The following is a 23,530-nucleotide window of genomic DNA, read 5'->3' as shown; positions in this document are numbered from 1 at the left end:
GAAATAGTTTTCTCACGATGGCATACAATGCCACTCCCAGTTATTCTTTCTTCTTCAAGCGCTATTCAAAACCTGTCCAAACTTAAGCATTAATGTGCTTAAGGGGAGGAAAACCGAGAGCGCGGGGTTTTTGACGGATATGAGGAGCCATTAAGACTTGCACGATTCCATACCTTCGCGAACGAGAGGTACTTGTTTGCCGTAGCGTGCCATGCATCCGACAGTTGGTCGGAACCTTTTTGTTTGAACCTAAAAAGTAAAACTTATTGCGATGAAAACCGCCTATGGTATTACTTTTTTTGGCTACCTTGCTCCAAGCGCCCGACCTTAGCATATCCTCTGGCTTTCTAAAGTAAGAACGAAGGGATTTCGGTACTTTCTCAACTCTGCCTTGAGCGCGACGTGCTATGACCAACGCGGCTGCACATCCAGAACTCAGGGCATACATTTTCAGATACTTTGTGACCCCAATAATCGACGTATAGGCGGGGTCAACCAAAATCAACTCAACACCAAATCTTGAGCATCTAGTCTCAATCATTTGGTTGAATTGACTGTAAGCCATATTAGAAAGCATCCGTGCATACTTCGCACCTTTTTCCTTCATGGATGCTTTCTTTTTGGCAAAATCCAAATTTTCAATTGACAAGGGAACGCCGTGGTTAGATGCAATTCTAACGATCTGGGCGACAGCTTTTCCGATTACGTCTTTCGTCTGGTTAGACCTTTTATCCTGTACATTGATTTTAATGGAGCCGTGACGCAATAAATTCCCATGTCTGTCTACGACCGTCCAGTCAATGCTGCCCGGGTTAAAGTCTACTCCTAAAGCGCCGTTGGCAAGAGAAGATTCTTTTTTGGCTGGTTGAACATTCACCGTCGCATTGACATAGAACCTGCCGTCTTTATCTACTATCTCGTAAGTTACAGGTTGCTCACTTCCCTGACGAGCAGTTTCTTTCTTCTCCCCATCTAAACCCTTACGAGTTGACTTGATGACAGTCGGTTTGATTGCATCCGTTAGCCATTGTGACTCTCGTTGAAACTTGATTTCATGTAGGACAACGTGAGTCCCGTACTTGGTTTGTCGGCATGGTGAAACCGTGATGGTTAGTGTCTCTAATTCTGGGTTATATCGTACTAGCTGATTCCCTGAAAGGAAGTTTTTAGAACCAACAAAAAACGACCGTCCACTGCGTGTCTTACGCCAATCTTCTAACCATTCTTCATGGGAGCTATATCCGTTTTCTTCCAGATTGTACTGAGCTTTGAATAGCTTGCTGCTACCAAAATTCACGGTCAACTTACCTAATTCCTTGGACTCTTTAAGTCGTTCTATTTTGGCAAGTAGCTGATTAATATGCTGCGACTTGAAGTGAATCTTTCTTGTCAGAGACTTGACAGTGAGAGTGTACCCCATCTCTGAGGCTTTTCTTATCTTCCCTTTCAGCTTACCTATCGACTTTCTAATCCCTTTGATCCGGTGATAATTATCATCAATGTACGTGTCTACTAATTCAGCCTGAGAACTGTACACAGAAGAGGCTTTGTTGTAGGCATTCTTCGCTTCAGAGTTCGACAACCCGAACTCTGTTTCTAATTCTTTACAGATCAGCTTCTCTAACGAAGATTCCTTTTTTGTGGTCTGACCAATTTGGTTTCTTAATGAAAATCCCTTACGTATAGCTTGCCCAAAGAGGGTATTGTATTCGTCTAAGTATTCGAGCCCTTTGGTATTAACTTCTATTTCTGGGATTGTCGTTTGTATTGTTACCTTGGGCAAGCCGATCACCCCCTTTTCTTGAAATTATCTATGCTGTGATTATACATTACCTCTTGTACAGTTTCTGCAAACTTTCTCAACTTTTTGGGAATTTTTAGAAAGGAGTGGATAGTACTTTTACCCAAACTTGTCGAATAGTTCTGGCCAGGTTTGGTAGACTTTGGAGAGCTTTGAACAAGAAAACCGCTACTTAGTCATAGCCGATCGCACTAAGTTCGAGGAACGATATGGTTACTTTGAATACGAACCATCAAAGGAGAAAAATAACGAAGTGGAGTGGTATCTGAATTTTGCTCATTTGGACCTGTTTTGTGCCTACAGTAGTCCTCTATTTGCACAGGATGAGATGCAAGTGGCTGAACATCCTGCACTTGGTTCTGTGCGAGAAGCATTGCTCGATGAAGGTATCGAGCCAGTGACAGTAGAGGCTGGAGAACCCACACCGATCTTAATTCGTGGAGTGGAACGGCGTTGTGCGATCGCTACCAATGCCAATGTAGAACAAGCAAGACCTTACAGACTTTATGGTAACAACTTTGCACGGGCTACAGCAGAAGCTATTGAACTAGCAACAAAACCACTGAATCCGCCCACAGTAACTAACATTATTGCCATGGAAGCCCCTTCAAGTTTATATTCAGCATTTACAAACCTATTGTTGCTTACACATTAATACTACCTAATACAAAACCGGGCTGCTGATATGTACGATATAAAAATATAAAAATCACCTAAATTCAAACCTGCACTATGCAGTTGCACAGTAATATTAATTTAATCGATCCAAAAACTGGGCAGCGTTTTCCATCCGCACCAGATCGATCTGTGGTTCTGTCAAGTGTTCAAGCAGGATGGCGTACTCATCTGACTCTCGAAGTCCAGCGATTGAACCCTATGGAACTACCAGAACATTATATCGAAGGTCATCGATTGATAATTAATTTGGGAAGTTCGGTGCGTTTTGGGTGGCGAACAGGTGGGCAAACCCATGAAGCTATCCTCCCTCCTGGGGGATTTTGCTTGCAATCTAACGGTGAAACAAATGCTCCCTTTTGGCAAGATGAAATGACGGTGGCTGCAATTGCCATCCACCCTGCGTTCATTGAAACCATCCTTGAAGACCGGACTCCGGATGCTATTGATACCTTTGCAGAACGACGCTGTATCGGAGATGAACTAGCTTACAACTATGCAAGGGCGCTAGCTTCCGAACTGACCACTCCGGGCGAACCTCTCTACGCAGAAACACTATCACTTGCTTTTACACTGCATTTATTAAACAGTCATAGCCGCAAAGCCAAAAAGCCCTTAAGCCCAAAAGGGAAATTGTCTGCAACTCAACTGCGTGATGCGATCGCAATAGCCCGAACACAACTTGGGACAGAGCTAAACTTAAGCACATTAGCAGATGCAGCCCAAGTTTCTGAATTTCATTTTTCCCGCTTGTTCAAAAAAACAACAGGTATAGCACCCCATCAGTTTGTCCTGCGCCTGCGACTTGAACGAGCACAAGCACTGATTAAAACAGGTCAAATGCCGCTGTCAGATGTTGCAGTTGCCGTTGGCTTTTTCGACCAAGCACACTTTACAAATGTCTTTAAACGTGCTTTCGGCATGACTCCACGCGCTTTTGCTAAGTCGCTTTAAAAACTGAGCAAGATTTTCCAATTTTTTCTTGGCTGCCTCCTGGGATTATTTAGCTATCGGTAAACAACAAAGCCGACTTGAGCCATAAATCCAAAAATCAAAACCAGAAAATTTTAGGAAAAACAGCCATGCTTTCAGTTAAAAAATTCGCCTTAACAACACTTACACTGGCTTCTGTGAGTTTGTTGACTTTGCCCCAAATTAGCAATGCCGAACGGCAAAAAATTGGAGAATCTCTCATGCCTACTGTTACCGAAACTGCTACAACAAACAATATTACTGTCCGCAAAGTTCAGTTTCTCAGCCAGGGTACAAAGGTGGTAGGTAATCTCTATCTTCCTACAACTATTCGTCAAGGAGCGCGACCAGCCGTGGTTGTGGTTGGCCCTCAGTCAAGTGTAAAAGAACAAGTGCCTGCGGTATATGCTCGTCGATTAGCCGAGGAAGGATTTGTTGCCCTAACTTTCGACCATCGTACCTTTGGTGAAAGTTCAGGTGTACCCCGCCAGTTTGAAAACCCAGAAATGAAAGTTCAGGACATTCTTAATGCAGTCACATTTTTGCGAGCATTACCTGAAGTTAAGCAAGATGCCATAGGTATCTTGGGTGTTTGTTCGGGTGGTGGATACTCCGCCAAAGCTGCTGCAATGGATAAATCGATTAATGCTCTTGTGACTGTGGCAGGTTTTTATCATGACCCCCAAGTGATGCGTCAATGGCTCGGCGATCGCTATGAAGCACGTGTCAAAATGGGAAGAGAAGCACGTATTAGGTATGAAAAAACTGGTCAAATTGATTACATGACCAATGTTGACCCAAAAAACCAAAACGTGGCAATGCCCGGTCAGGAAGCTTATGACTATTATGGGACTTCCCGTGGTTCGCAGCCCGGTTGGGTAAATCGTTCAGCAGTGATGTTCTTTGAGCCTTTCTTGCAATTTAATGCCATTAACGCTGGTCGCAATATTAAAGCTCCTACTTTAGTCATTCACTCGGATACAGCTTTAGTTCCAGATGGTGCGCGTCGCTTCTTTAACAGCATCCCAACCAAGCAGAAAAATCTACACTGGATGACCACAAAAAATCATATCGCATTTTACGACCAACCAGAGGTTGTGGAAGAAGCAGCAAGTAAGGCAACAGCATGGCTCAAACAAACAATGGGTGTCTAAATCCATTGCATGGGATTGAGGTGATAGTAGCGTTTCAATAGCTCATAGAGTGCTGGGTGCTGATTCAATAATTGCTGAGGTTTTTCAAAAAAGGTTTCAGTTGCTACGGCAAAAAATTCTGCAGGATTCGTTGCACCATAGCTATCTATTACAGTCTTTACCCCTTGCTGAACATCTTGACAAAGTTGTTGATATTCTGCTGCCATCACTTTAGCCCAGATGGCATAATCTGACTTTTGTTGCAAAATAGGAACGCCTTCTGCTTTACCATCCTCTTGATCTAACTGGTGGGCAAATTCATGCAAAACAACGTTATGTCCATCTTTCCAGTTGCTAGTATCTTGCTTCACCTGTTCCCAAGACACTACCACTTGATCTCTACTCCACGATTCTCCCAATCTTGCCACACGCCTTTCTTCAACAACATAATCGCTAATTGCATTGGTTTCATTCACCAAATAAGTACTTGGATAAATTAGAATTGAACGAAGTTTGGAAAAGTATTCTCCTCTATCGTTCAACAAAAGCAAGCAAGCGATCGCAGCAATAACTATCTTCATTTCTTGCGTTACCTGTAACCCTCCACAACCAATAAATTGTTTTTCTGCTAAGAACACTTGAATGTGTCCCTGTAACCGTCTTCGTTCGGGAGGAGAAAGGCGGAGGTACATGGGAAGATTATTCTCAATCATAGCGTTCCAAAGTGGAGGAAAAGGACGACGTTTGATACTGTTTCTGCGTTGTTTGGTTAGGAAGGGGCTAATTAAAATTCCCGTGAGAATTAGACCAAGCAAAAGAAGAACAATAATTGTTTGAACCATTGCTTTTTAATACTTTCCAATGTTTGATTAATTTCTTAAATGGAGGATAGCATTTGATTCATCCTAATATTTCTAGAAATTGCCGTCTATAGATATTTTTGGTAACACTTCAGCCAATACGGTTTGGATAAGCACGCACCTCAGAAACCCGGTATCTTTGAGATACCGGGTTTCTCTGGTCGCCATTACCGTTAACCGAACCGTATTGACACTTCAGCTTACGTCCGTTCTCGTTTTTATACGAATTTTTATAAAAGTATGTTTTTATACAAAAAAATTAACTTTAGTTACTAAAATTTTCAGTAGCCCTGATTCAGGTGGTGAGATGGAAACTTTTAGATAACTGATATTGGACTTACCCACATAGCGCTCCCCGTCTCAGATGTTGAGCAAACTCCTTTTGCACATCTTGGGGTTGGTTGTAAGACTGACGTGGAGAAAAAAATCTTTAACCAATTAGTTGAGCAACCTGGATTGCGGAAGTGATGGCTCCTTCATGCAATCCATCTGCAAGATAGGCTCCTGCATGGTAAGTATTGTTCTCACCATTGGTGATGATAACTTCATTTCTGTATCTGAAGGACTTGACAGTATAGAGGGGAGTGTGGTGTTCTTGAATATGAAGGATTTTGTCTTTAGCAATCAAATCATCCAGATTAAAAGCCAGACTGTATTGAAGAGACGATGATATTCCACAAAGCTGGTTGAGATAAGCGTTATATCCCCATCCGTTGTCCGTTTGGAAAAAATCAAATTCCGAAGATTGTTTGATGCCTTGTCTGGCATACATTGAAGTATCTGTATGTATAACCGTTTTTGCCTGGTTTTTCTGCCATCCGGAAAACCGTCTAATTTCTTCATTTGTTGGATCGGATAATAACTGCATTACCTGGTCGGGAGGCGTCGCAAAAACAACTTTGTCGAACAGATACTTGACACCACCCGATAGCCCAATTTTAACGGAGTCAGGTTGTCTGAAAATTTCTTTAATCTCGGCATTGACCAAGATTTCACCCTTGAAGCGTTCCAGAATTTTTTCAATATAGGAATACACTCCTCCCTTAATCCTCACCCAGTTTACAAAGACATAATCTCTTAGGGAGGGAATCGCCAGTTCTGTCGGGAAATTGTCGATTAGATTAAATGGCATTGAGTAGCTATACATGGTCAGCAATTTCAGCCACCAGTTCTGGATGCACTGGCGTTTCAAATATTGAGACATTGGCTGATTATACAGATCCTGCATTTGGATAAAACGCATCTTTACCCATAATCCAAAAGAAGAGGCATAGAAAGTCCTAAGCCTAAGATATTCAATGACACGTCGAAGCCCTGTGAAGTTCTTTTGGATCATCAAAGCCGAAAGAAAATAACGGCCATCTTTTAACAGCATTGCTGAGCCAACATTGACAGGTTCTAACTCAACTTCCAATTCTTTCATCAAATTCAGGAAGTGGTGAAACACACAAGGAAATTCGATTACACCGCCTTCTAAAAACTGATTGCAGTCGGATTGATTGGGTTTAACGTTTTTATTTAATGTCCGAATATGCCCACCCAAAATGGGTTGTTTTTCAAAAACTGTGACGTGGTGACCCTTTTTATCAAGCAGGTATGCTGTTACCATACCGCTTGCACCGCCACCAATAATCGCTATTTTCATATCTCATTACCCAACTCCGTTCGTTGTTGGCGAAATCAAAATTTTTGTGTTAAAAAACTGAATGCTGAAAGCTGACAGATATTTTATAAAATTGAATCTCTCGACAATGTTTGATATAGGATTGCCCCAGTCCAAAATGTAGGGGCAAATCCTGGATAACCGGATGAGGCATTACAAAAGTAGAAATTTTTTAAAGATGTCTTGTAATTTAGCCTACCAATTCCCATATTGCGAGGCGTGAGATTGGAACCATAGGAATTTCCTTTTGGACACCAACAAAACCGCTCATTGGTTGTTGGACTGCCTGTGATTTTAAAGACAAGATGTTTTCTAAAATTTGGAATATAGTTTTTTTCGACAACATCTAAAATGGAATTCAAGATTTCTTCTTTTTTATGTCTATAAGCCTTTTTATTGGTTTCTTGCAGTTGTTTAAAGTAATCATAATTAGCAACAGTCAAGAACTCGATAATTTGACATCCTTCTGGACAGTCGCGCTCAGCTTCTGCCATTAAAGTGGGTGTCGTGATGGCAAAACTGGGATTGGAAAAGTCATGCTTTTCATACATTTGATAAAATGCTTCATTCAAATCTCGATGACCCGTATGGAAGGTATTCCATTTCCCAAACCCATAGTCTCGGAGATCGATATCCTTGACAACGCAGTAGACCATATAATTGGAGGGGGAATACTCATAATTGAGCTTCTTGCGTACTGTCCTGGAGAAGTTTTCTACTCCTATCATGCGGGCAGCTTTTTGAGGGTCCATATTGCAGATAATTGTTTCGCCAGTAAATTCACGGCTTTGATGCGTGATTTGATCGATTGCCTGGACTTCAGTTATGGTTTTGTTTGCGATTCTAAAATGAGTGACTTCCTGATTGAAAAGAATTTTGCCTCCATTCTCCTCAATAACCTTGACTAATGAATTGATGACATGCTCAAAATGCTGTGTGGGATAAAAAGCACCTTGTTGATATCCAGTGAACAAAATGACCCAAGCGTAAAACGAGAGTCGATCTGGGGGTAGCAAAAAATCAGGCCATTGCAGTGCTAAAAGTGTTTGCGCTTCTTTAGGCAGTTTGAACTTGTCGAAAACATCCTGAAGGGTGCTGTTCAGATACATTATGGCACAGGACACTTCACCAAAATGTTTGAATAATTTAGAAGGAATGACTGGGGGTGATAATTTCTTTAATCCTTCGCTGGTTTTTTGCACCTCAAGGACAAATTTACGAATCCGATCGGCATCTTGAGGAAAGAGATCGGACAGCCGTCGGATTAGCTCCTGAGATTCGGAGGGAATGTCTAGTGAATAGTCGGGCATTCTCATGCGATCGAAACCGTTAGGATCGTAGCGATCGAACGTCACTTCTTTGTCCAAGTTCAGTTTTTTCAAAACCCGATTCACAGTATGCCCTTCACCGCAATCCCAAACATAATGTAGTTGGGCATTAAACTTATATTTTTTTGCCATCGTAAACGTGTGGCCAAAACCTCCTGGATATTCATGGGCTTCCAATATTTGAACTTTCTTACCGGATTTTGCCATTAAAGACCCAAATACCAATGCCGACAAGCCACTGCCTACAATCAGGTAATCCGTTTTCATCTTAACCTCCGTTTGGACACCCCACTTTCTCAAGGTGAGGAACAACGGGGTAATTTTTGGAAACTTGATGTTCCTAAAATTACCTAATACTTCACACTTCAGCCTTCATTTGCTGTCTTTTCCCCAAGATAAATTCTATAAATAGACATTTCTTCTGTCTTTTGGAAGAAGTATCTGTTATTTTTTTTGTTACCACGGATACCAAAAACTTAGATTTCCCGTAATTTTTGTAAAATTTTACTTAAGTGATTGAGCCATCTACTGCTTATGGCTGATGTCATTTGAAAAACTAAACTTATTTATAAGCAAGAGCGATCGCCTTTTCTATCCATTTTCAGGAATTGAAGCGCGATCGCTTTGGCGCAAGCCGTACCCGGCTTATCGCTCTTTGTGCCAGCTTTTCTTTTTGCCCTTTGTTCCATAGGAAAACCTTGGGCTATTTACCTAACCATTGACCATTAACCCGATCGCGCTAGTTTTCTACTCAACGGGAACGCCTTGAGTATCGCTGCTGCTTATGTCTTGCAACTGCTTTACGCTTGTGTTTCTGAGATGGTGTTTCAAAATGACGATGTTTCTTGATATCTGAAAAAATCCCTGCCTTGGACACTTCTCGCTTAAATCGACGTAAGGCTGACTCAATTCCTTCATTTTCACCTGGAATGATTTGGGTCATTCTCTCTCCTACTAAAGTAACTGAGTTGGTAGCTGGATATAAACAATCCAGTTAACCTTAAGCAAGAAAGGCAGACAACAAATCTGCCCAACATACTCAAAGATTCAAAAGCTTAGTAACGTCTGGAGTATCCCCCATCGTTGTTGCCTCTTCTACCACCACCGCCAAATGAAGAACCTCTATCTTCTTTTGGCTTAGCTTTATTTACCTTTAAACTACGACCCATCCATTCAGCACCGTCAAGACCTTCAATTGCAGCTGTTTCTTCTGCATCTGATGACATTTCTACAAAGGCGAAACCCCGTGGACGACCTGTTTCCCGGTCTGTAGGCACTTGAACGCTCTTGACCGTTCCATATTCTGCAAAAACCTGCTTGAGGTCGTTGTCTCCAACCTCATAGGATAAATTACCAACATAAATAGACATAAAACATCTCCTGAATCGTATGACATAGAGAGTTAGATTCGGAGAAACACTTGTCAATAGATAAAAACAAACTGCATACCGAATGTAATCCTAGGAGATAAGCATAACACAAAAATAAAATTTACGTGGTTGCGAATTTGCGCCTTCAGTCCTACCAGCACACTTTACAAACACGGCTACTGAGTAGCAATTTTTTTTGTAATATTAATTTTACTTAGTCTGAAAAATATTCTGCACCATTTTTTTACTGGAACCAACCGCCGCATTATCCAACTCAGCCACCTCGCCAGCATCTAACTGCCAACCCAAAGCACCAATATTCTCCCTTGCTTGCTCCACAGATTTCGCTCCAGGAATCGGGATAGTTCCTTTACTTATACACCAGTTGATTGCCACTTGCGATATCGTCTTGTTTTTTGCTTCCGCTATCTCTCGCAAACACGCCAGCAGTGGACGAATTCCTGGTAATAGTTGCCTAAATAACAAACCACGAATACCGTTGGGAAAACGTCCTTTTTCAGAATACTTTCCTGTCAACAAGCCCAAAGCAAGAGGACTGTATGCAATCAATTCGATCCCAAGCTCGTCACATATCTCTTTCAACTCCAGTTGAGTTACCGGATAGGTAGACAACAGCGAATACTGAACTTGTAGAGTTGAGATTGGCACTCCTCGCTCTGCAAACCTTTCATACACCCATTGGAGCCGTTTGGGTCCATAATTAGATAAACCCACTCCATTAACAAGCCCTTGTTCGTAAAGATCGGCAAGACCATCTAAAAGTGCGCCTTCTTGCCAAGGAGCATAATTTGCCGTAGACCAATGCATTTGTACCAAATCTACATTTCTTCCCAAACGTTGGGCTGAGGACTTACAAGCAGATACCATTGACTGTCGTGTCAATCTCCACGGATAAGCAGCCAGTTTTGTAGCAATGCAAATACCGTTTTTGTTTGAACCCACATATTCTTTGGAAAACCTTCCCAAGAGTTTTTCGCTTCGCCCGTTTAATCTCCCTGTTCCGTAAGAGTCTCCTGTATCAAATAAGGTTACACTATGACTCACGCAAAGATCGAAGACGGCTTGCAATTGGCTATCCATACTTTCATTGTATCCCCAGAGCAATCGGTTACCCCATGCCCAAGTTCCACAGCCCATTGTTGGAAGGGAGAGTTTATGACTCATTTTATACATTGTCCTTTACAGAAGCTTCTTCAAAAGTTCATTGTTAGACCATCCAGTTAAGAATATCAGCATCCATAATATGACATATTCACTATTTATTCTTGAGAGAAAAGCCAGAATTGGCACAAATAATTCAATATCTGTGTCTACCATCCCAAGCGTGCTCCATCTTTTTCAAATTTCTCATGCAACAACATCAATGCGTCAGCTTAAGCAAACAAATACCGATCGCTCGATTTTTTAATAAGCACAAATGCTTGTAAACTATAAGATTGGTGGGTTGAATCAGGAAAGCACGCGCTGGGGCGTGTGGTTAGTTACAGCATTCTTCAAAGCTATGAAATTGACATCACGTTTCATGACTCAAGGTTGGCGGCGAATACTCAAATCTCTGTTTCCCCTCCTTGTTGCACTTTCGTTTACTACGGTACTGTTAGTAGACAGCTTCACTCCCACATTGGCACAACTTCCACGTCACGAAATTCGTGGAGTTTGGATGACAAACAATGATTTCAATGTCATGAGAGATCGTTCTAAAGTACAGGATGCAGTGACTCAACTGCGGAAGTTGAACTTTAACACAATCTATCCTGTTGTATGGAATTCGGGGTATGTGATGTATCCTAGCGCTGTGGCAAAACGTGAGGGTATTCAACCTTTTGTCTTGAAAGGGACTGATGGACGTGATATACTAAAGGACTTGATTGCTCAAGCTCACAGTCAAGGTTTGCTTGTGATTCCCTGGTTTGAGTTTGGTTTCATGGCTCCAGAAACATCAGAACTAGCCTTGAATCATCCAAATTGGCTAACTCAAAAGCGTGATGGCAGTCAATCTTCAGTCGGTGCAGCTGGCGAGGTTGCATGGCTCAATCCCTTTCATCCACAAGTACAGCAATTTATCCGCGATCTTGTACTGGAAATCGTGACCCAATATGATGTCGATGGCATTCAGTTTGACGATCACATGAGTTTGCCTTCGGAATTTGGCTACGATAAATACACAGTTTCACTGTACAATCAAGAAACTAAAAACAATCCCCCTAGTAATCCTCAAGAGCCATCTTGGTTGCGCTGGCGTGCGGATAAAATCACGTCATTTATGGTACAGCTCAATCTAGCTGTAAAAGAGAGAAAACCAAACGCAATTTTTTCTGTTTCCCCCAATTACTACGACTTTGCATACAAGTTTCACCTGCAAGACTGGCTAACTTGGGTACGGATGAATATTGTAGATGAACTGATTGTGCAAGTTTATCGCCCCAATCTGGACAGTTTTATCCAAAAGATTTCCCGCCCGGAAATGCAAGAAGTACAACAATTGATTCCCACTGGAGTCGGTATTATGGCAGGGGTGGGGGATAATCCAGTTCCCATTCAACAAATTAAGGCTCAAGTGCGGGCTGTTCAAGAACGCGGTTTGGGTGTCGCCTTCTTTTACTTGGAAAGCCTGTGGAACTATTCTCCTGAACCTACTGCACAAAGGCTGGCTGGGCTTCAAAGCTTGTTTCCTTATCCTGCACTTCGTGCTAGGGCTGAAGTCCGTTCTGTTAGTACAACCGAGATTAATGGTTTCCCGGAACCAGTGACCAGTAATCAGTGACCAGTGACCAGTGACCAGTGACCAGTGCATTCTGATGATGAATAGACCATACATACCTTGTGGTACGGGCGTCCTCGCCCGCCCTCTCCTATATGTACGGGCGGGGACGCCCGTACCACAAGAAAATGTACATATATTCGCTGACTCTGTGAGTTACACTCTATAGTACTGGGGCTAACTTCATACCAGATGCCAATAAAGGCTCGCTATGCTAATCTGCCAAAATCCTGAATGCTCGAATCCTTTTAACTCTGATGGCAACAAATTTTGCACTAGCTGCGGACAAAGTCATTTTAGCAACCTCCTGAGACATCGATACTATGTGAAAAGATTACTGGGAGAAGGGGGTTTTGGCAGAACATATGCAGCCGCAGATGTCGATCGACTGGAAGCACCCTGTGTTATTAAGCAATTTTTTCCACCAGTCCAAGGAACAGCACGTATTAAATCCGCAGAATTGTTTAAGGAAGAAGCTAAGCGGCTTTATGAACTTGGAGAAGATCACTCTCAAATTCCGAGATTGCTTGCTTACTTTGGACAAAGTACAAGTTTGTATCTCGTACAGGAATTTATTGAGGGACAAACTCTTGTACAAGAAGTTCGACAACATTCTTTTGAAGAAAGTCATATTCGAGAGCTTTTATTGGATTTATTACCAGTTCTCCAATTTATCCACGAACGTAATGTTATCCATAGGGATATTAAACCGGATAATATTATTCGCCGCAAAAGTGATGGCAAACTCGTATTGATTGATTTTGGCGGTGCTAAGCAAGTGACTCAAACAACTTTAAAACCTGGTACGGTTATTTATACTCCCGGTTATGCACCTGTAGAACAAATACAAGGATATGTTTGTGAAGCTAGCGATTTATACGCTTTGGGTGCAACTTGCGTGCGTCTGTTAACTCAATGTTTGCCCTCAGCAGATGCATCGGGAAATTTCTTTGACAATCTCTATGATGCTTATAATGCTCAATGGTTGTGGCGGGAACGTTTACAGGAAAAAGGTGTTAGTATCAGCAACGAGTTAGAGCAAATTTTGGATAAGTTACTGCAACATTTTGCTAAAGATAGGTATCAATCAGCAGAAGAAGTTTTACAACATTTGAATGGTCAGCAGAAAATTGAATTAAAATCGTTTGAATTTTCTGTAGTTAATCTAGATGCACGAGGTCAAGAAATTAGTCGCGATCGCCATAAAGCTAACTTTTTTGTTCAAGACTTGGGTAACGAAGCAACTTTAGAAATGGTGGAAATTCCTGGTGGTAGTTTTATGATGGGATCGCCCGAACATGAAGGTTTTTATGATGAATATCCGCAGCATTTTGTTACGGTAGAACCTTTTTTCATGAGTAAATTTCCCATAACTCAAGCACAATGGCAAGCTGTTGTAGGTTTACCTTCTGTCAATAAAAAATTGAATCCAGATCCATCAGGTTTTAAAGGTGCAAATAGACCTGTGGAAAATATTTTATGGTATGATGCACAAGAATTTTGTGCGAGACTATTGCAAACAACTAAACGCAATTACCGTTTACCTAGTGAGGCAGAATGGGAATATGCTTGTCGTGGCAAAACTTCAACACCTTTCCATTTTGGCGAAACAATAACGACTGATTTAGCTAATTATAATGGAGATTATACTTACGCAGGAATTCATATCTTTGAAAAGTCAACAACTGGTAAATATCGCGAGCAAACAACACCAGTAGGTAGCTTTAATATTGCTAATGCATTTGGATTGTATGATATGCATGGCTTAGTTTGGGAATGGTGCGCCGATCCTTGGCACGATAATTATGTTGGTGCGCCAAATGATGGCAGTGTGTGGGAATTGGGTGGAGATAGCGATCGCTGGGTGCTTCGAGGTGGTTCTTGGTACGATCATCCTGCAAAATGTCGCAGTGCAAATCGTAGTAAAAATGTGCCAGGAGGATATGACAATTGTGGGTTTCGCGTAGTTTTGTCTTCCTAAATCTATGTCAAGTTGCTCAGATGGAGTCACGATACCAAAACATCTGTAATTTCAGAGTAACGCGGAGAATTGCTAGTGTATAGTTTCTTGAAGCTTTCAGTGCTTGAAGTATCTTTTTCACTTGCTCAGGCGCTTCCATTTCCTCAAAAAGTTGAACTGCCCTTGAAAGGTATTCGTTACCCTTCACATAATCATCAATTTCTTGGTAAGTTAATCCTCGTTGAAAATAAGCTTCAGCAAGGTCGGCTTTAGCTCCTAATTTATCTAGTATTTTAATCGCCTCTGAAGAACAATCAAGTGCCGCTTTAAAGTCATGCTTTTCTCGGTACAGATCTGCCAAACCATTAATAGTCTTGCCTAAAAGTTGAGGAAAATCAACCTCAATAGCATATGATGAAGCTGATTGCAACATATTTAAAGACAGATCGTATCTCTTCAAGTTTTTGAATGTTAATCCTAAAAAAAGCAGACGATAGCCTGTACTTTTAACACCTAATAGATTAGTGGGAATTTCTCTTTCAACTTTATCAGCAATATTAGCAGCAATTTCGTTATGACCTAAGTATGAATAGATAAATGCTAAGTAGAAAGAAGCACAAACAGCTCGTGTATGCCATTTTGTATTTTCAGAAATCTTAATAACATCTTTAAAAATTTTTACTGCTTCTTGAAGTTCTCCTAGCTCTACATAGCAGCGACCTATATTATAATATGAGTCTACAACGATATACTCATATTTATGATGATTAGCTATCTCTCCTGATTTTTGATAGTAAACAATAGCCGTTCTAAGACTACCTAACCGCCAATTAACTTCACCTAAAGTATTGTAAAGTTTACAGAAAATAAAATCTGACTTAATCTTGGTAATGACTTGAGTTATTGCAGAATGTATCTGTAGAAATAGACCAAGTCTACAAAACGATCCACATAAACTAGATTCCTTTAAAATGCTTGAATTAAAACTGATATTCCAACTATTAACTCTTTCTTTAATGAGAACTTGACCAGCCTGTTCAAAACTTTCAATTTCCATGTAGTGAAAGTAAGCTTCAAGTGCTTTCTTGGCATCATTTATTGTTTCAATTGTTTTTATGCTTTCTGTCCAAAATTCGGCAGCTTTTCGATTGGTTGTTTCCCAGTCCTCGCTCTGTCTCAATCGATTGAGAGCTTCTGCCTGAATCACTGGATGCAGCCAATATTTTCCATTTTCAAAACTAACAAGGGATTTATCTTGCAATGCTTTAGCTGTTCGTCTCCGAATCGTTTCTGGAACATCCCACGACAAACACAGCAATCCTTCAATTGCAACAGCAGAAATATCTTGATAGCGATAACATCCCATACGGCAGAGCAAATTGTAGGCATTCACATCAAGTTGTTGCAGACGATTAAATTGATTAACGACTAAATCTTCTAAATTTCGTTCAATAAACAAATCTCCTTGATTAGCCTGCCAGTACGCTTCTAAATTTCCTGAAAAATCATCCAGAATCGCGCTGCTAAGGATTTTCATTGCTTTAGCGTTGCCACCGTAAGCTCTATGTAGAGCAGTTAAAGCAGGTGTATCTGTTTGAATCTGGCGGCTCTCAAAAAACTGCTGCCATGCTGAGAGATCTAGGTTTTTTAATAGATAATGTTGAACTGTAACGTCAGATTCCTGCAAACGCTCTCTACTTGTAATTAACGTGACACATTGCACGAACGGATCGGACAGTACTCGCAGTAATTCTACATAAGAACGGTGCGGCTCAATAAGCTTGCCAGCAAAATCTAGCAGAGTTTCCAGATTATCAATTAAAATTCCAACTTTACAGGAAGAATTACGTAACTTTTGCCGGAGTCGTCCTAGCATGATACCAACCTCCTGTCCTGGTTCCTCATTTAAGTCTCTTCGCAGCCATTCCTCAATCACTCCTTCGGCTGAAGTAATATACTGGGTTTCCTTTGCAACCCATAACTCTAAAACTAAATCAAAACCCATAGTTTTAAAGTATTGGAGAGCTAAGGTGGTTTTGCCAACTCCACCGCTAGCTTGAATAACAATAACTTTTGCACCTTGACTTATTAAACTGCTAAGGTCGGCAATTGCTCCTTCGCGTCCAACAAACGTAGGAGCTAACTTAGGCTGCTGATTTATGTCTACGAGCGAAGGTACTTTTGAAATTCCTTGAACCTGTCTTACTGTGTATGCTCTTTCTAAAGATGTCCGGCAATTACTCTTAGTAACCTTTAGTCTCAGTATCTGAGACAGGAGCTTCCACAACTCAGCGCCCATATCCTTAATATGTTGCTCGGCGTATTCCAAAGATACAGCAATCTCTTCATAGGTTTGACCTGCTAAGGCTCCCCTCAAGACAGCTATCTGGAGGTCATTGAAAGGCATAGCTGTCGCAGTGACAACTAGTGCGTTTGCGAAAAAAACCAGTTCTTCTTCAGCAATCACTTCTTTATAACCAACAGGCGACTATGGTTTACTTTGAAGCTACTTCAATTCTTATCCTACTTTAACCGACTTTTTCCAACTTTTATAGATTTTAAATTCCCTACTTTATCCTACTGACAAAAGTGATGATAGACAGCGAATATAGCAATTAAGTAACTTTTACGTAATTTTTCAGCAGTTTTTACTGAATTAAAAAAGTAAAACTGTTTCTTTACTCTGCCTCTAAAAAGCGCTGTCAAGCCTTTCCTCAGTATCTTTGAGTACTTCAGGAGTTGAGTATGCCGTCAATCTATAACCTGAATACAAGCCAGCAAATTTATCGCAATCTCCACGAGTATTTAGAGATCGTTTATTGGAATGCAGGTATAGGGATGGGAAATTCCTATATACAAAGACTTGAGGAGAGGATTGAGCACTTGGAACACTTTATTCCAAAGCATAATCGTAATTGGAATTCGGAAGGACATGGCTTCTATGCAGTCTATGTTCGCAGGGTAAGCAAAGCCAGCGATATGTTAAGTCGTTGGGAGCAAAAAGTGAGTTTGGCTGTGGGGGTGTGAAAAGTTACTACTTTTAACATTTGACTTGATTTGACTGCTATTAAACCATTTCAGATTACAGGTAAAGACGAAATTCTTATGAAAATTGCTGTAATTGGTGCCAAAGGTTTACCTCCTAAACAAGGAGGAATCGAACATTACTGTGCGGAACTCTATCCTCGAATAGTAAAACAAGGACATTCTGTCGATCTATTTGCCCGTTCTTATACAGATTGTTCGTGGCGCGATCACTATGACTATAAAGGCGTACAAGTCATTTCTGTACCGGGTCTAAGTTTGAGAGGTGTGGATGCTTTTATCACTTCAGCTTCAGGAGCGGTAGCTGCAAGTGCTAAGAAATATGATATTATCCACTTCCACGCTCTCGGTCCCTCTTTGTTTACTTGTTTGCCAAGAGTTGCTATCTCGGCAAAAGTTGTTGTGACCTGTCAGGGTTTAGATTGGCAACACGCCCAATGGGGTAGTATTTCTACCCGTTCTGAGAATGCAAGTAGAAGCGTGAAATATAGCGACAACTACCTCTTCTTGGAACCTAGAGATCTACTTGTTTCTTCAACTAAACCTAAAAAAGATATTGTTGTAGAGACAAGTTTACATACCGATAACTATGGAAACAACTTAGGTAAGAGTGAACTGGACAAATATATAATTCGCGATCCAGTCATACAATATCCTTATCTACCAGGTTCATCGATTAAAGGCAGATTGCTTTCAATTTTAGAATACTTGTTGAAGAAACCTTTATTTCGACAATCAGCAAAAACTTATTGTTATAAAAGTGATGATTTAGAAGATGTTTGTTTAGTTGACGTACCTGGAGTAGATAGCCAAATTCCCAAGCTTGAGGAGAAACTAACTAATTTTGCACGCAATTGCCGGATTGAGGGACAAATCCGTAATGGAAAACTGGCAATAGACAATTTAACCAACTGGAAAGACAGTTTAGAAGATTATGGAACAATATTAAGCAAGTGGCTGAAAGAAAAGTTCCAGACTTCTTCATCAAGTGACGTCCGATTGCCAATTTTGGGAACTATTAGCTCTGGTAATGACAACAAAAAAATATTCAAAATTAAGCAATCAAAAATTACGATTGAGCGCAATGATCTTTGGTTAAAGTCTGTTAGCGAGATTTATCAGATATGTAGAGACGCTTCAAACAGATCGTCTCTACACAGGGCTGTTGCTAAGCACATTTGTCTCATCTAAGCAATATTGTTATTGATCGCTCTACCAGAGCTACTGACCTCGATTGTACATATTTTCTACAATTTGAGTGAGGAAAAATCGTTCTGGATTATATTTCTTGCTTAGATTTGAAGACAATCAGTTAGAAGGAACTTACCGGGAGAAGAAGGACTTAGCGGAGAATATTCTATTGGTGCAGAAGATTTGGGTTTAAGTAGGGCTTGCTGAAAAAGTCGAGCCTGGTGAATATAGAAGCCACACAGTATATAAAATGGGACTTTCGTCCCTTAGTTTCCCTATTTACCCAGCGCTCGCCGACGAAAATGCAAGGTTTTTGAGACTATAGATGTTATAAACTTGCACTTGTTTGGCAAAAAAATGCTTGAAACCTTTATCTGTCCTACCTTCTGATTGTATTCGGCAAACCCTAAGTAGGGTTATTTACCTACTACCTAGCAGAAAGTACTCTTACTTAAGAGGAAATAGGAGAAAATAAAATGACTGATTTTGAAAATGCAAAAAGAATTCGCCTGAGTTTAGACGTCACACCTGAACTTAATAAGACTATAGAAGATTTATCAAAAATAATTGGTGGTTCTAAGAGTGACGTACTTCGTAAAGCTATAGCTCTGATGGAAGTGGTAGTAGACTACCAGAAAGAGGGTAAGAAAGTTGGAATTGCAAATCGATTGGGAGAACCTATGTTTGCAGAAATTGTTAATCTGTTATAATTTTGGTTTTTGTTTACTTAAGTTTAATTTTAGGAAAGGCAAGACTGGAGATAGTGACAAATAAACGTTAATCCAAAGTTACTACCTTATAAAAACTCGGAAATCAGGCAACTTCAATTATCTCTATCTCATAATTTCTTCTCTTGAGAAATTCTTTCATATCTTCTTTCTTGACAACTTTATTTGCTTGTTTTTCTTGAGTAATAAAGTTAGTAATGTAGTAGCGCTTGTTCTCCTGTATTTCAGTAAAAGTAGTTCCGGTTTTTGGTTCCACAATGAGTTGTTGACTATAAAATGTCGTCAGATATTGATTCCAATCTACTATAGCGGCATAGTTACGAACGCGCTTAAGGGATTGTTCAACCAGTTCATCTGACTCCCCTTGCACATGAGCTTCGCCTGCAAACATTTCCAGCGCATCAATTAAAAGGCGAAGCCCTTGTCTGTAGATTGGAATTCCTAGTCCTCGATGAGTTGCCTCTAGAAGTCGTTCACGAGCTAAAGTTAGATCGTTATCAGATCGCTTTGGTTTACCAAGTAACTGATAAGCATGAATTATCGCTCCGTCAGGTAACCATGGAAAGTTATAGTCCAGATTTTCTAACCAATCGCTCATTTGCTCATAAGCTCCTATCTGTAACAGATAGTAACCACCAATGACTGCACTTATTGGATTGGCAATTTTTTTTCTCGAAAGTCTCTCAGCATCAAGCAAAACCTCTTCTGACAAAATACTAGCTGCCTTTAATAAACTGGACTTTAGATAGTGAGAAAAAACTTCAACCTTTTTGTTAAGAGTTAGTACCTTGGTCTCAAGAGCCAGTCTCTTCACTAACCCACTGTTCCATTTATCGGTCGTTGATGATGGACTTATAATAATTTGTACTACTTCCTGGTAAGTTGGGGGAATAGCGAGAAAACGACAAGGAACAATCGGACTACTTAGTTGAAGAAAGTGTAGCTTTTCAGGTAATTGGCTGACTTCACAGATTATAATATTTTCATTTTCATATTTCTTTTGTAACCATTCTGAGGGTGAAAGCGCTACCCATTGCTCTTCTCTTTGGGATGCTGAAGTATTGTATTGCCACAGACATAACCACGTTTGTGGAAAAGCAGAGAGTGAAGGTACTCCTTCCGTATGAATAGCTTCACCAAGGAAGTGAGACCACCAAGCCCAGTCTTGAAAAGGTGGTGAGAGTTTCAATCGAACTTCTTGTAACTTTCCTTCCTCAACACAAGTGTTAGCGATCGCTACTTCACCGGAGGGGAGATAAGCCCTGACAACATATAAACCTGGTACTAGATTAATGTCGGCTGTGCCAAATACTAATCTTTGACTGACTATCTCAAATTCTTCGTTGATTATCTCAACTGAGAGTGGTACATCGTTATATCTGTCTGTTGAGTTATCATTAATATTTTCTTGGAAACGAACGCGTAAAATACTGCTCATAAATTCATCTCTATGGGAATTGGATCTGGAGAATGAGACCGAGGCATCACAGAGAGTAATGTATCTAAATTTCTATATCGACTTGATGAAAATCTCGTGGTTAGTTGGTAAAACCTACCGACTTCAACTTCTTCTATTTGCCACTCCTTGTGCTGATTTACCTGTAAGATAGACTCAGGTCTTATAGGCAGTAAAGCAGGAGATCCCCACGATTGAAGTTCTAACATGGTTGCGTCTGCCATAGCTTCAAGTGGTTCAAATCGAAGAGTTACAGGAACCAGAGGAGGACGTTGTCGAACAATCAATTGACCCCATCCTTCAGAAATAGCATATGGTAGTTGATAGCTGTTGTTCCTTCTACTTGCTTGCTCCATTAACCATTGGACACTATGTACAAGATCCGGTATACTCACAACCCATCGACCATCTTTCTTTTCACAACTCACTCCGTTTAGGCTTTTAATTAGTGCTTGGGTAAAGCGACTAACTTCTCTTGGGCGATCGGCACCTGTGAATTTACCTGGTGCAGCAGCTTTGAACAGCAGCCTTGAAGAAAGATTACTTTCTGAGTTTCGAGTTATCAATTGTGGGGTAACAAAGCATTTGGCGTTAGCGTTTTCTAGACGAAGTCCTTCTACCGAGCCATTGTTGCAAGCGTCAATGAAGAAGCATTGGGTTTTAGCTTTACACTGTAGCATTCCTCGGTAAATCTGGTCTATATTCATGGCATTACTATAAGGAGCGAGCTCGTCTGCACCAAAATCCTCAGCTAACAGTATTGACTCCTGTTGGATATTAACGCCGTGACCACAGAAATAAAAAATAGCTATATTTGAATGACTATCGCACCGCTTGTACCACGCTCGAAATGCAGCTTCAATGTTAGGTAAGGTGGCAGCTTCGATAGAAACATTCTCCCTATCTACTGTAAAGTTGGTATTTCCTCTAACATCAGATAGCAATAACTCAACAGAGCCTAGAGGTACTTCTTCATTTTCAAAGCTATCGACGATCCACTGAGCAAATGCTCGAGCTGAGATAGGTGGGGACGTAAGCTGCTCAAGTCTCATGCCTTGGCTAGCTATAACACCTTGCCTATAGCCATCTCCGCCTCGTAAATGGTTGTAATATCCTACTCCAATTATCAGTACATGAGTCTGCCCTGTGTCTGTTGGTTGTTTTTGCCAAATTAGAGTCACAAAACAATACTCCCCAGTCGTTCAGCAAGACGTTTATGGAAGCTTAACATTGTGAAGTAACTACTGTGAGCCATAAGAAGTCCTTTACCAGTTGAATAGCGAAAATCTTTGGTTCCCTCAAATATATTTTCAACAGCAAAAGCAAATACATCATTGTTGTCAAATACGTTTAGCCAGTGAGCCACATTGGTTAAAGGGCTAACGCGGTCTAATCTTGAATTTTGAGGTAGCGTTTCGTCACTTGCTCTAAATAGTTTCATCTCCTCAAATGCTCCAACTTGAGATCCAACAGTTACAAAAACATCAACATTTAAGTCAGGATGTAGTTTTGGAAGAAAGTAGGATAGTATGTCATACATGATGTTGCCACCCATGCTATGAGCAACGACTATTAACTTTGAATCGTCGGGATTCTCCATTTGTATCTGTTGTGCCTGTACCAAAGCAGCAATAACTTCACTCACTATTTCACCAGGAGCATCTAGTGTACCTCGTTTGTTCAAGTAAACAAATGCATCCCCAAGAAAACGAGTTACCATTTCGTTAACTGATTCACGTACTAGGCTTAAAAGTGTGTGGCTCGCCAGCCTACTAACAGCATTCTGAACACGGAGCCGAGCTTCACCGAGCTGTTCCCATGCTTCATCAATGCCAAATACTTCTGGTTCAGGATAACCGCGATTGAGATCTGCCCATTTTTTTACGTGAAAGGCAAGCTCACTTATGAAGCGATCGTCATTGCTTATGTTGTTGAGCCAGTCAGGTTTTGGATTACTGTATACGTAATTAGTAGTGTGCTCTGCCAAAGAACTTAAAGATTCTGCCTCTATATCAGTAGTAACTTTCTGTGCAGCAGCAGTCCATAGCAAATCAGTGGCATCTATCAACGAAATACGCGCTACCTCTAATAGAACAGTGTCTGGATTAGTGTTTTCCTTACCCAGAGTTTCGCCAACAAGCAATGCCAGTACATCTTCGTCAGATTCACCAAATAGCTCACTACCTTCTCTTGGCAAACAAGCATAGTCCCAACGGAATTGAACTCCTAAATTTCCCCAAAAGGGATTGAGGATTGCAGATTCTTGAGGATTTGGTGAAATAGCGCGAAGAGCAAATTTTCTGAACAGGGCATTTCTTGCCCTTACCTCACTGTTATATCTATCGTTAAAGCGAACATTAACACCATGTACAAAAACAAGTGGCATTTCCAGTTTTCAGGGGAAACATAAGTATTCATAAAATCATAGAGCTATAATGACTAAAGTAAGCAAAAATTAAAATAATTTACGTATTTTTCACGTTCCATAGCTGTATCCTTGGAGAAGTCAGGGCTCTGGCAAAATAAAAAAGGTGAGCAATTTGCTCACCTAAAAAGAAGTCGATAT

General features: G+C 40.7%; 22 protein-coding genes. 10 read left to right on the top strand and 12 right to left on the bottom strand.

Annotated features, from left to right (window positions below):
* Nucleotides 1-82 precede the first annotated feature (82 nt).
* On the bottom strand, nt 83-1,792 hold the full coding sequence (locus tag WA1_RS20995; RefSeq protein ID WP_017747595.1) for an IS200/IS605 family accessory protein TnpB-related protein: 1,710 nt from the start codon (nt 1,790-1,792) through the stop codon (nt 83-85).
* A 151-nt stretch (nt 1,793-1,943) separates the two neighbouring features.
* Here WA1_RS20995 and WA1_RS20990 point away from each other — a divergent pair, with 151 nt between their 5' ends.
* The 3 genes from WA1_RS20990 (at nt 1,944) to WA1_RS20980 (ending at nt 4,602) form a co-directional block, all read left to right on the top strand.
* The gene (locus tag WA1_RS20990) at nt 1,944-2,456 is read left to right on the top strand and encodes a hypothetical protein (RefSeq protein ID WP_017747594.1); all 513 of its coding nucleotides are present in this window, start codon (nt 1,944-1,946) and stop codon (nt 2,454-2,456) included.
* A gap of 77 nt (nt 2,457-2,533) precedes the next feature.
* The gene (locus WA1_RS20985; protein ID WP_017747593.1) at nt 2,534-3,430 is read left to right on the top strand and encodes a helix-turn-helix transcriptional regulator; all 897 of its coding nucleotides are present in this window, start codon (nt 2,534-2,536) and stop codon (nt 3,428-3,430) included.
* 128 nt (nt 3,431-3,558) lie between these two features.
* Nucleotides 3,559-4,602, top strand: coding sequence for an alpha/beta hydrolase (locus tag WA1_RS20980; protein ID WP_017747592.1), 1,044 nt, complete (start codon nt 3,559-3,561; stop codon nt 4,600-4,602).
* Here WA1_RS20980 and WA1_RS20975 read toward each other — a convergent pair.
* The 7 genes from WA1_RS20975 to WA1_RS20950 all read right to left on the bottom strand — a co-directional run bounded on the left by WA1_RS20975 (nt 4,599) and on the right by WA1_RS20950 (nt 10,987).
* The gene (locus WA1_RS20975) at nt 4,599-5,423 is read right to left on the bottom strand and encodes a M90 family metallopeptidase (RefSeq protein ID WP_017747591.1); all 825 of its coding nucleotides are present in this window, start codon (nt 5,421-5,423) and stop codon (nt 4,599-4,601) included. The two genes, WA1_RS20980 and WA1_RS20975, sit on opposite strands and share 4 nt — an antisense overlap.
* 448 nt (nt 5,424-5,871) lie before the next feature.
* Complete coding sequence (locus WA1_RS20970; RefSeq protein ID WP_017747590.1) at nt 5,872-7,086, bottom strand: FAD-dependent oxidoreductase; 1,215 nt, start codon at nt 7,084-7,086, stop codon at nt 5,872-5,874.
* 83 nt (nt 7,087-7,169) lie between these two features.
* Nucleotides 7,170-8,699: a phytoene desaturase family protein gene (locus WA1_RS20965; RefSeq protein WP_017747589.1), complete on the bottom strand. Its 1,530-nt coding sequence runs from the start codon at nt 8,697-8,699 to the stop codon at nt 7,170-7,172.
* A 299-nt stretch (nt 8,700-8,998) separates the two neighbouring features.
* Complete coding sequence (locus WA1_RS60065; RefSeq protein WP_272819191.1) at nt 8,999-9,121, bottom strand: hypothetical protein; 123 nt, start codon at nt 9,119-9,121, stop codon at nt 8,999-9,001.
* Nucleotides 9,122-9,183: 62 nt separating this feature from the next.
* Nucleotides 9,184-9,375: a 30S ribosomal protein S21 gene (gene rpsU, locus WA1_RS20960; RefSeq protein WP_017747588.1), complete on the bottom strand. Its 192-nt coding sequence runs from the start codon at nt 9,373-9,375 to the stop codon at nt 9,184-9,186.
* 112 nt (nt 9,376-9,487) lie between these two features.
* Complete coding sequence (locus tag WA1_RS20955) at nt 9,488-9,802, bottom strand: RNA recognition motif domain-containing protein (protein ID WP_017747587.1); 315 nt, start codon at nt 9,800-9,802, stop codon at nt 9,488-9,490.
* Nucleotides 9,803-10,012: 210 nt separating this feature from the next.
* A complete protein-coding gene (locus tag WA1_RS20950) occupies nt 10,013-10,987 on the bottom strand; it encodes an aldo/keto reductase (protein ID WP_017747586.1) in 975 nt (324 codons plus the stop codon).
* A gap of 79 nt (nt 10,988-11,066) precedes the next feature.
* On the opposite strand from WA1_RS20950, the gene WA1_RS57120 reads away from it, so the two are divergent.
* From WA1_RS57120 to WA1_RS20940, 4 genes are all read left to right on the top strand, one after another.
* Nucleotides 11,067-11,231, top strand: coding sequence for a hypothetical protein (locus WA1_RS57120; RefSeq protein WP_158516670.1), 165 nt, complete (start codon nt 11,067-11,069; stop codon nt 11,229-11,231).
* Between the two features lie 93 nt (nt 11,232-11,324).
* The gene (locus WA1_RS20945) at nt 11,325-12,587 is read left to right on the top strand and encodes a glycoside hydrolase family 10-like protein (protein WP_272819437.1); all 1,263 of its coding nucleotides are present in this window, start codon (nt 11,325-11,327) and stop codon (nt 12,585-12,587) included.
* A gap of 10 nt (nt 12,588-12,597) precedes the next feature.
* Entirely contained in the window at nt 12,598-12,753 is a 156-nt protein-coding gene (locus WA1_RS57115; protein WP_158516669.1) for a hypothetical protein, read from the top strand.
* 42 nt (nt 12,754-12,795) lie between these two features.
* On the top strand, nt 12,796-14,565 hold the full coding sequence (locus WA1_RS20940; protein ID WP_026135123.1) for a bifunctional serine/threonine-protein kinase/formylglycine-generating enzyme family protein: 1,770 nt from the start codon (nt 12,796-12,798) through the stop codon (nt 14,563-14,565).
* A gap of 16 nt (nt 14,566-14,581) precedes the next feature.
* Here the strand turns inward: WA1_RS20940 and WA1_RS20935 are convergent, their stop codons facing one another.
* On the bottom strand, nt 14,582-17,011 hold the full coding sequence (locus WA1_RS20935) for a tetratricopeptide repeat protein (protein WP_017747583.1): 2,430 nt from the start codon (nt 17,009-17,011) through the stop codon (nt 14,582-14,584).
* 278 nt (nt 17,012-17,289) lie between these two features.
* On the opposite strand from WA1_RS20935, the gene WA1_RS20930 reads away from it, so the two are divergent.
* The 3 genes from WA1_RS20930 to WA1_RS20920 all read left to right on the top strand — a co-directional run bounded on the left by WA1_RS20930 (nt 17,290) and on the right by WA1_RS20920 (nt 19,490).
* On the top strand, nt 17,290-17,571 hold the full coding sequence (locus tag WA1_RS20930) for a hypothetical protein (RefSeq protein ID WP_017747582.1): 282 nt from the start codon (nt 17,290-17,292) through the stop codon (nt 17,569-17,571).
* 78 nt (nt 17,572-17,649) lie between these two features.
* Entirely contained in the window at nt 17,650-18,780 is a 1,131-nt protein-coding gene (locus WA1_RS60060) for a glycosyltransferase (protein ID WP_017747581.1), read from the top strand.
* 476 nt (nt 18,781-19,256) lie between these two features.
* On the top strand, nt 19,257-19,490 hold the full coding sequence (locus WA1_RS20920) for a hypothetical protein (RefSeq protein WP_017747580.1): 234 nt from the start codon (nt 19,257-19,259) through the stop codon (nt 19,488-19,490).
* 103 nt (nt 19,491-19,593) lie between these two features.
* Here the strand turns inward: WA1_RS20920 and WA1_RS20915 are convergent, their stop codons facing one another.
* From WA1_RS20915 to WA1_RS20905, 3 genes are read right to left on the bottom strand one after another with little or no spacing between them, the layout of a single operon-like run.
* On the bottom strand, nt 19,594-20,946 hold the full coding sequence (locus tag WA1_RS20915) for a hypothetical protein (protein ID WP_017747579.1): 1,353 nt from the start codon (nt 20,944-20,946) through the stop codon (nt 19,594-19,596).
* Nucleotides 20,943-22,145 carry a caspase family protein gene (locus tag WA1_RS20910; protein WP_017747578.1) on the bottom strand — a complete coding sequence of 401 codons (1,203 nt, stop codon included), beginning with the start codon at nt 22,143-22,145 and terminating at the stop codon, nt 20,943-20,945. The genes WA1_RS20915 and WA1_RS20910 overlap by 4 nt, the downstream gene beginning before the upstream one ends.
* Entirely contained in the window at nt 22,142-23,350 is a 1,209-nt protein-coding gene (locus WA1_RS20905; RefSeq protein WP_017747577.1) for a lipase family protein, read from the bottom strand. The genes WA1_RS20910 and WA1_RS20905 overlap by 4 nt, the downstream gene beginning before the upstream one ends.
* Between the last annotated feature and the right edge of the window lie 180 nt (nt 23,351-23,530).

This window comes from Scytonema hofmannii PCC 7110 (genome assembly GCF_000346485.2).
GTDB lineage: Bacteria > Cyanobacteriota > Cyanobacteriia > Cyanobacteriales > Nostocaceae > Scytonema > Scytonema hofmannii.
This window is presented reverse-complemented; position numbering and strand designations above follow the sequence as displayed.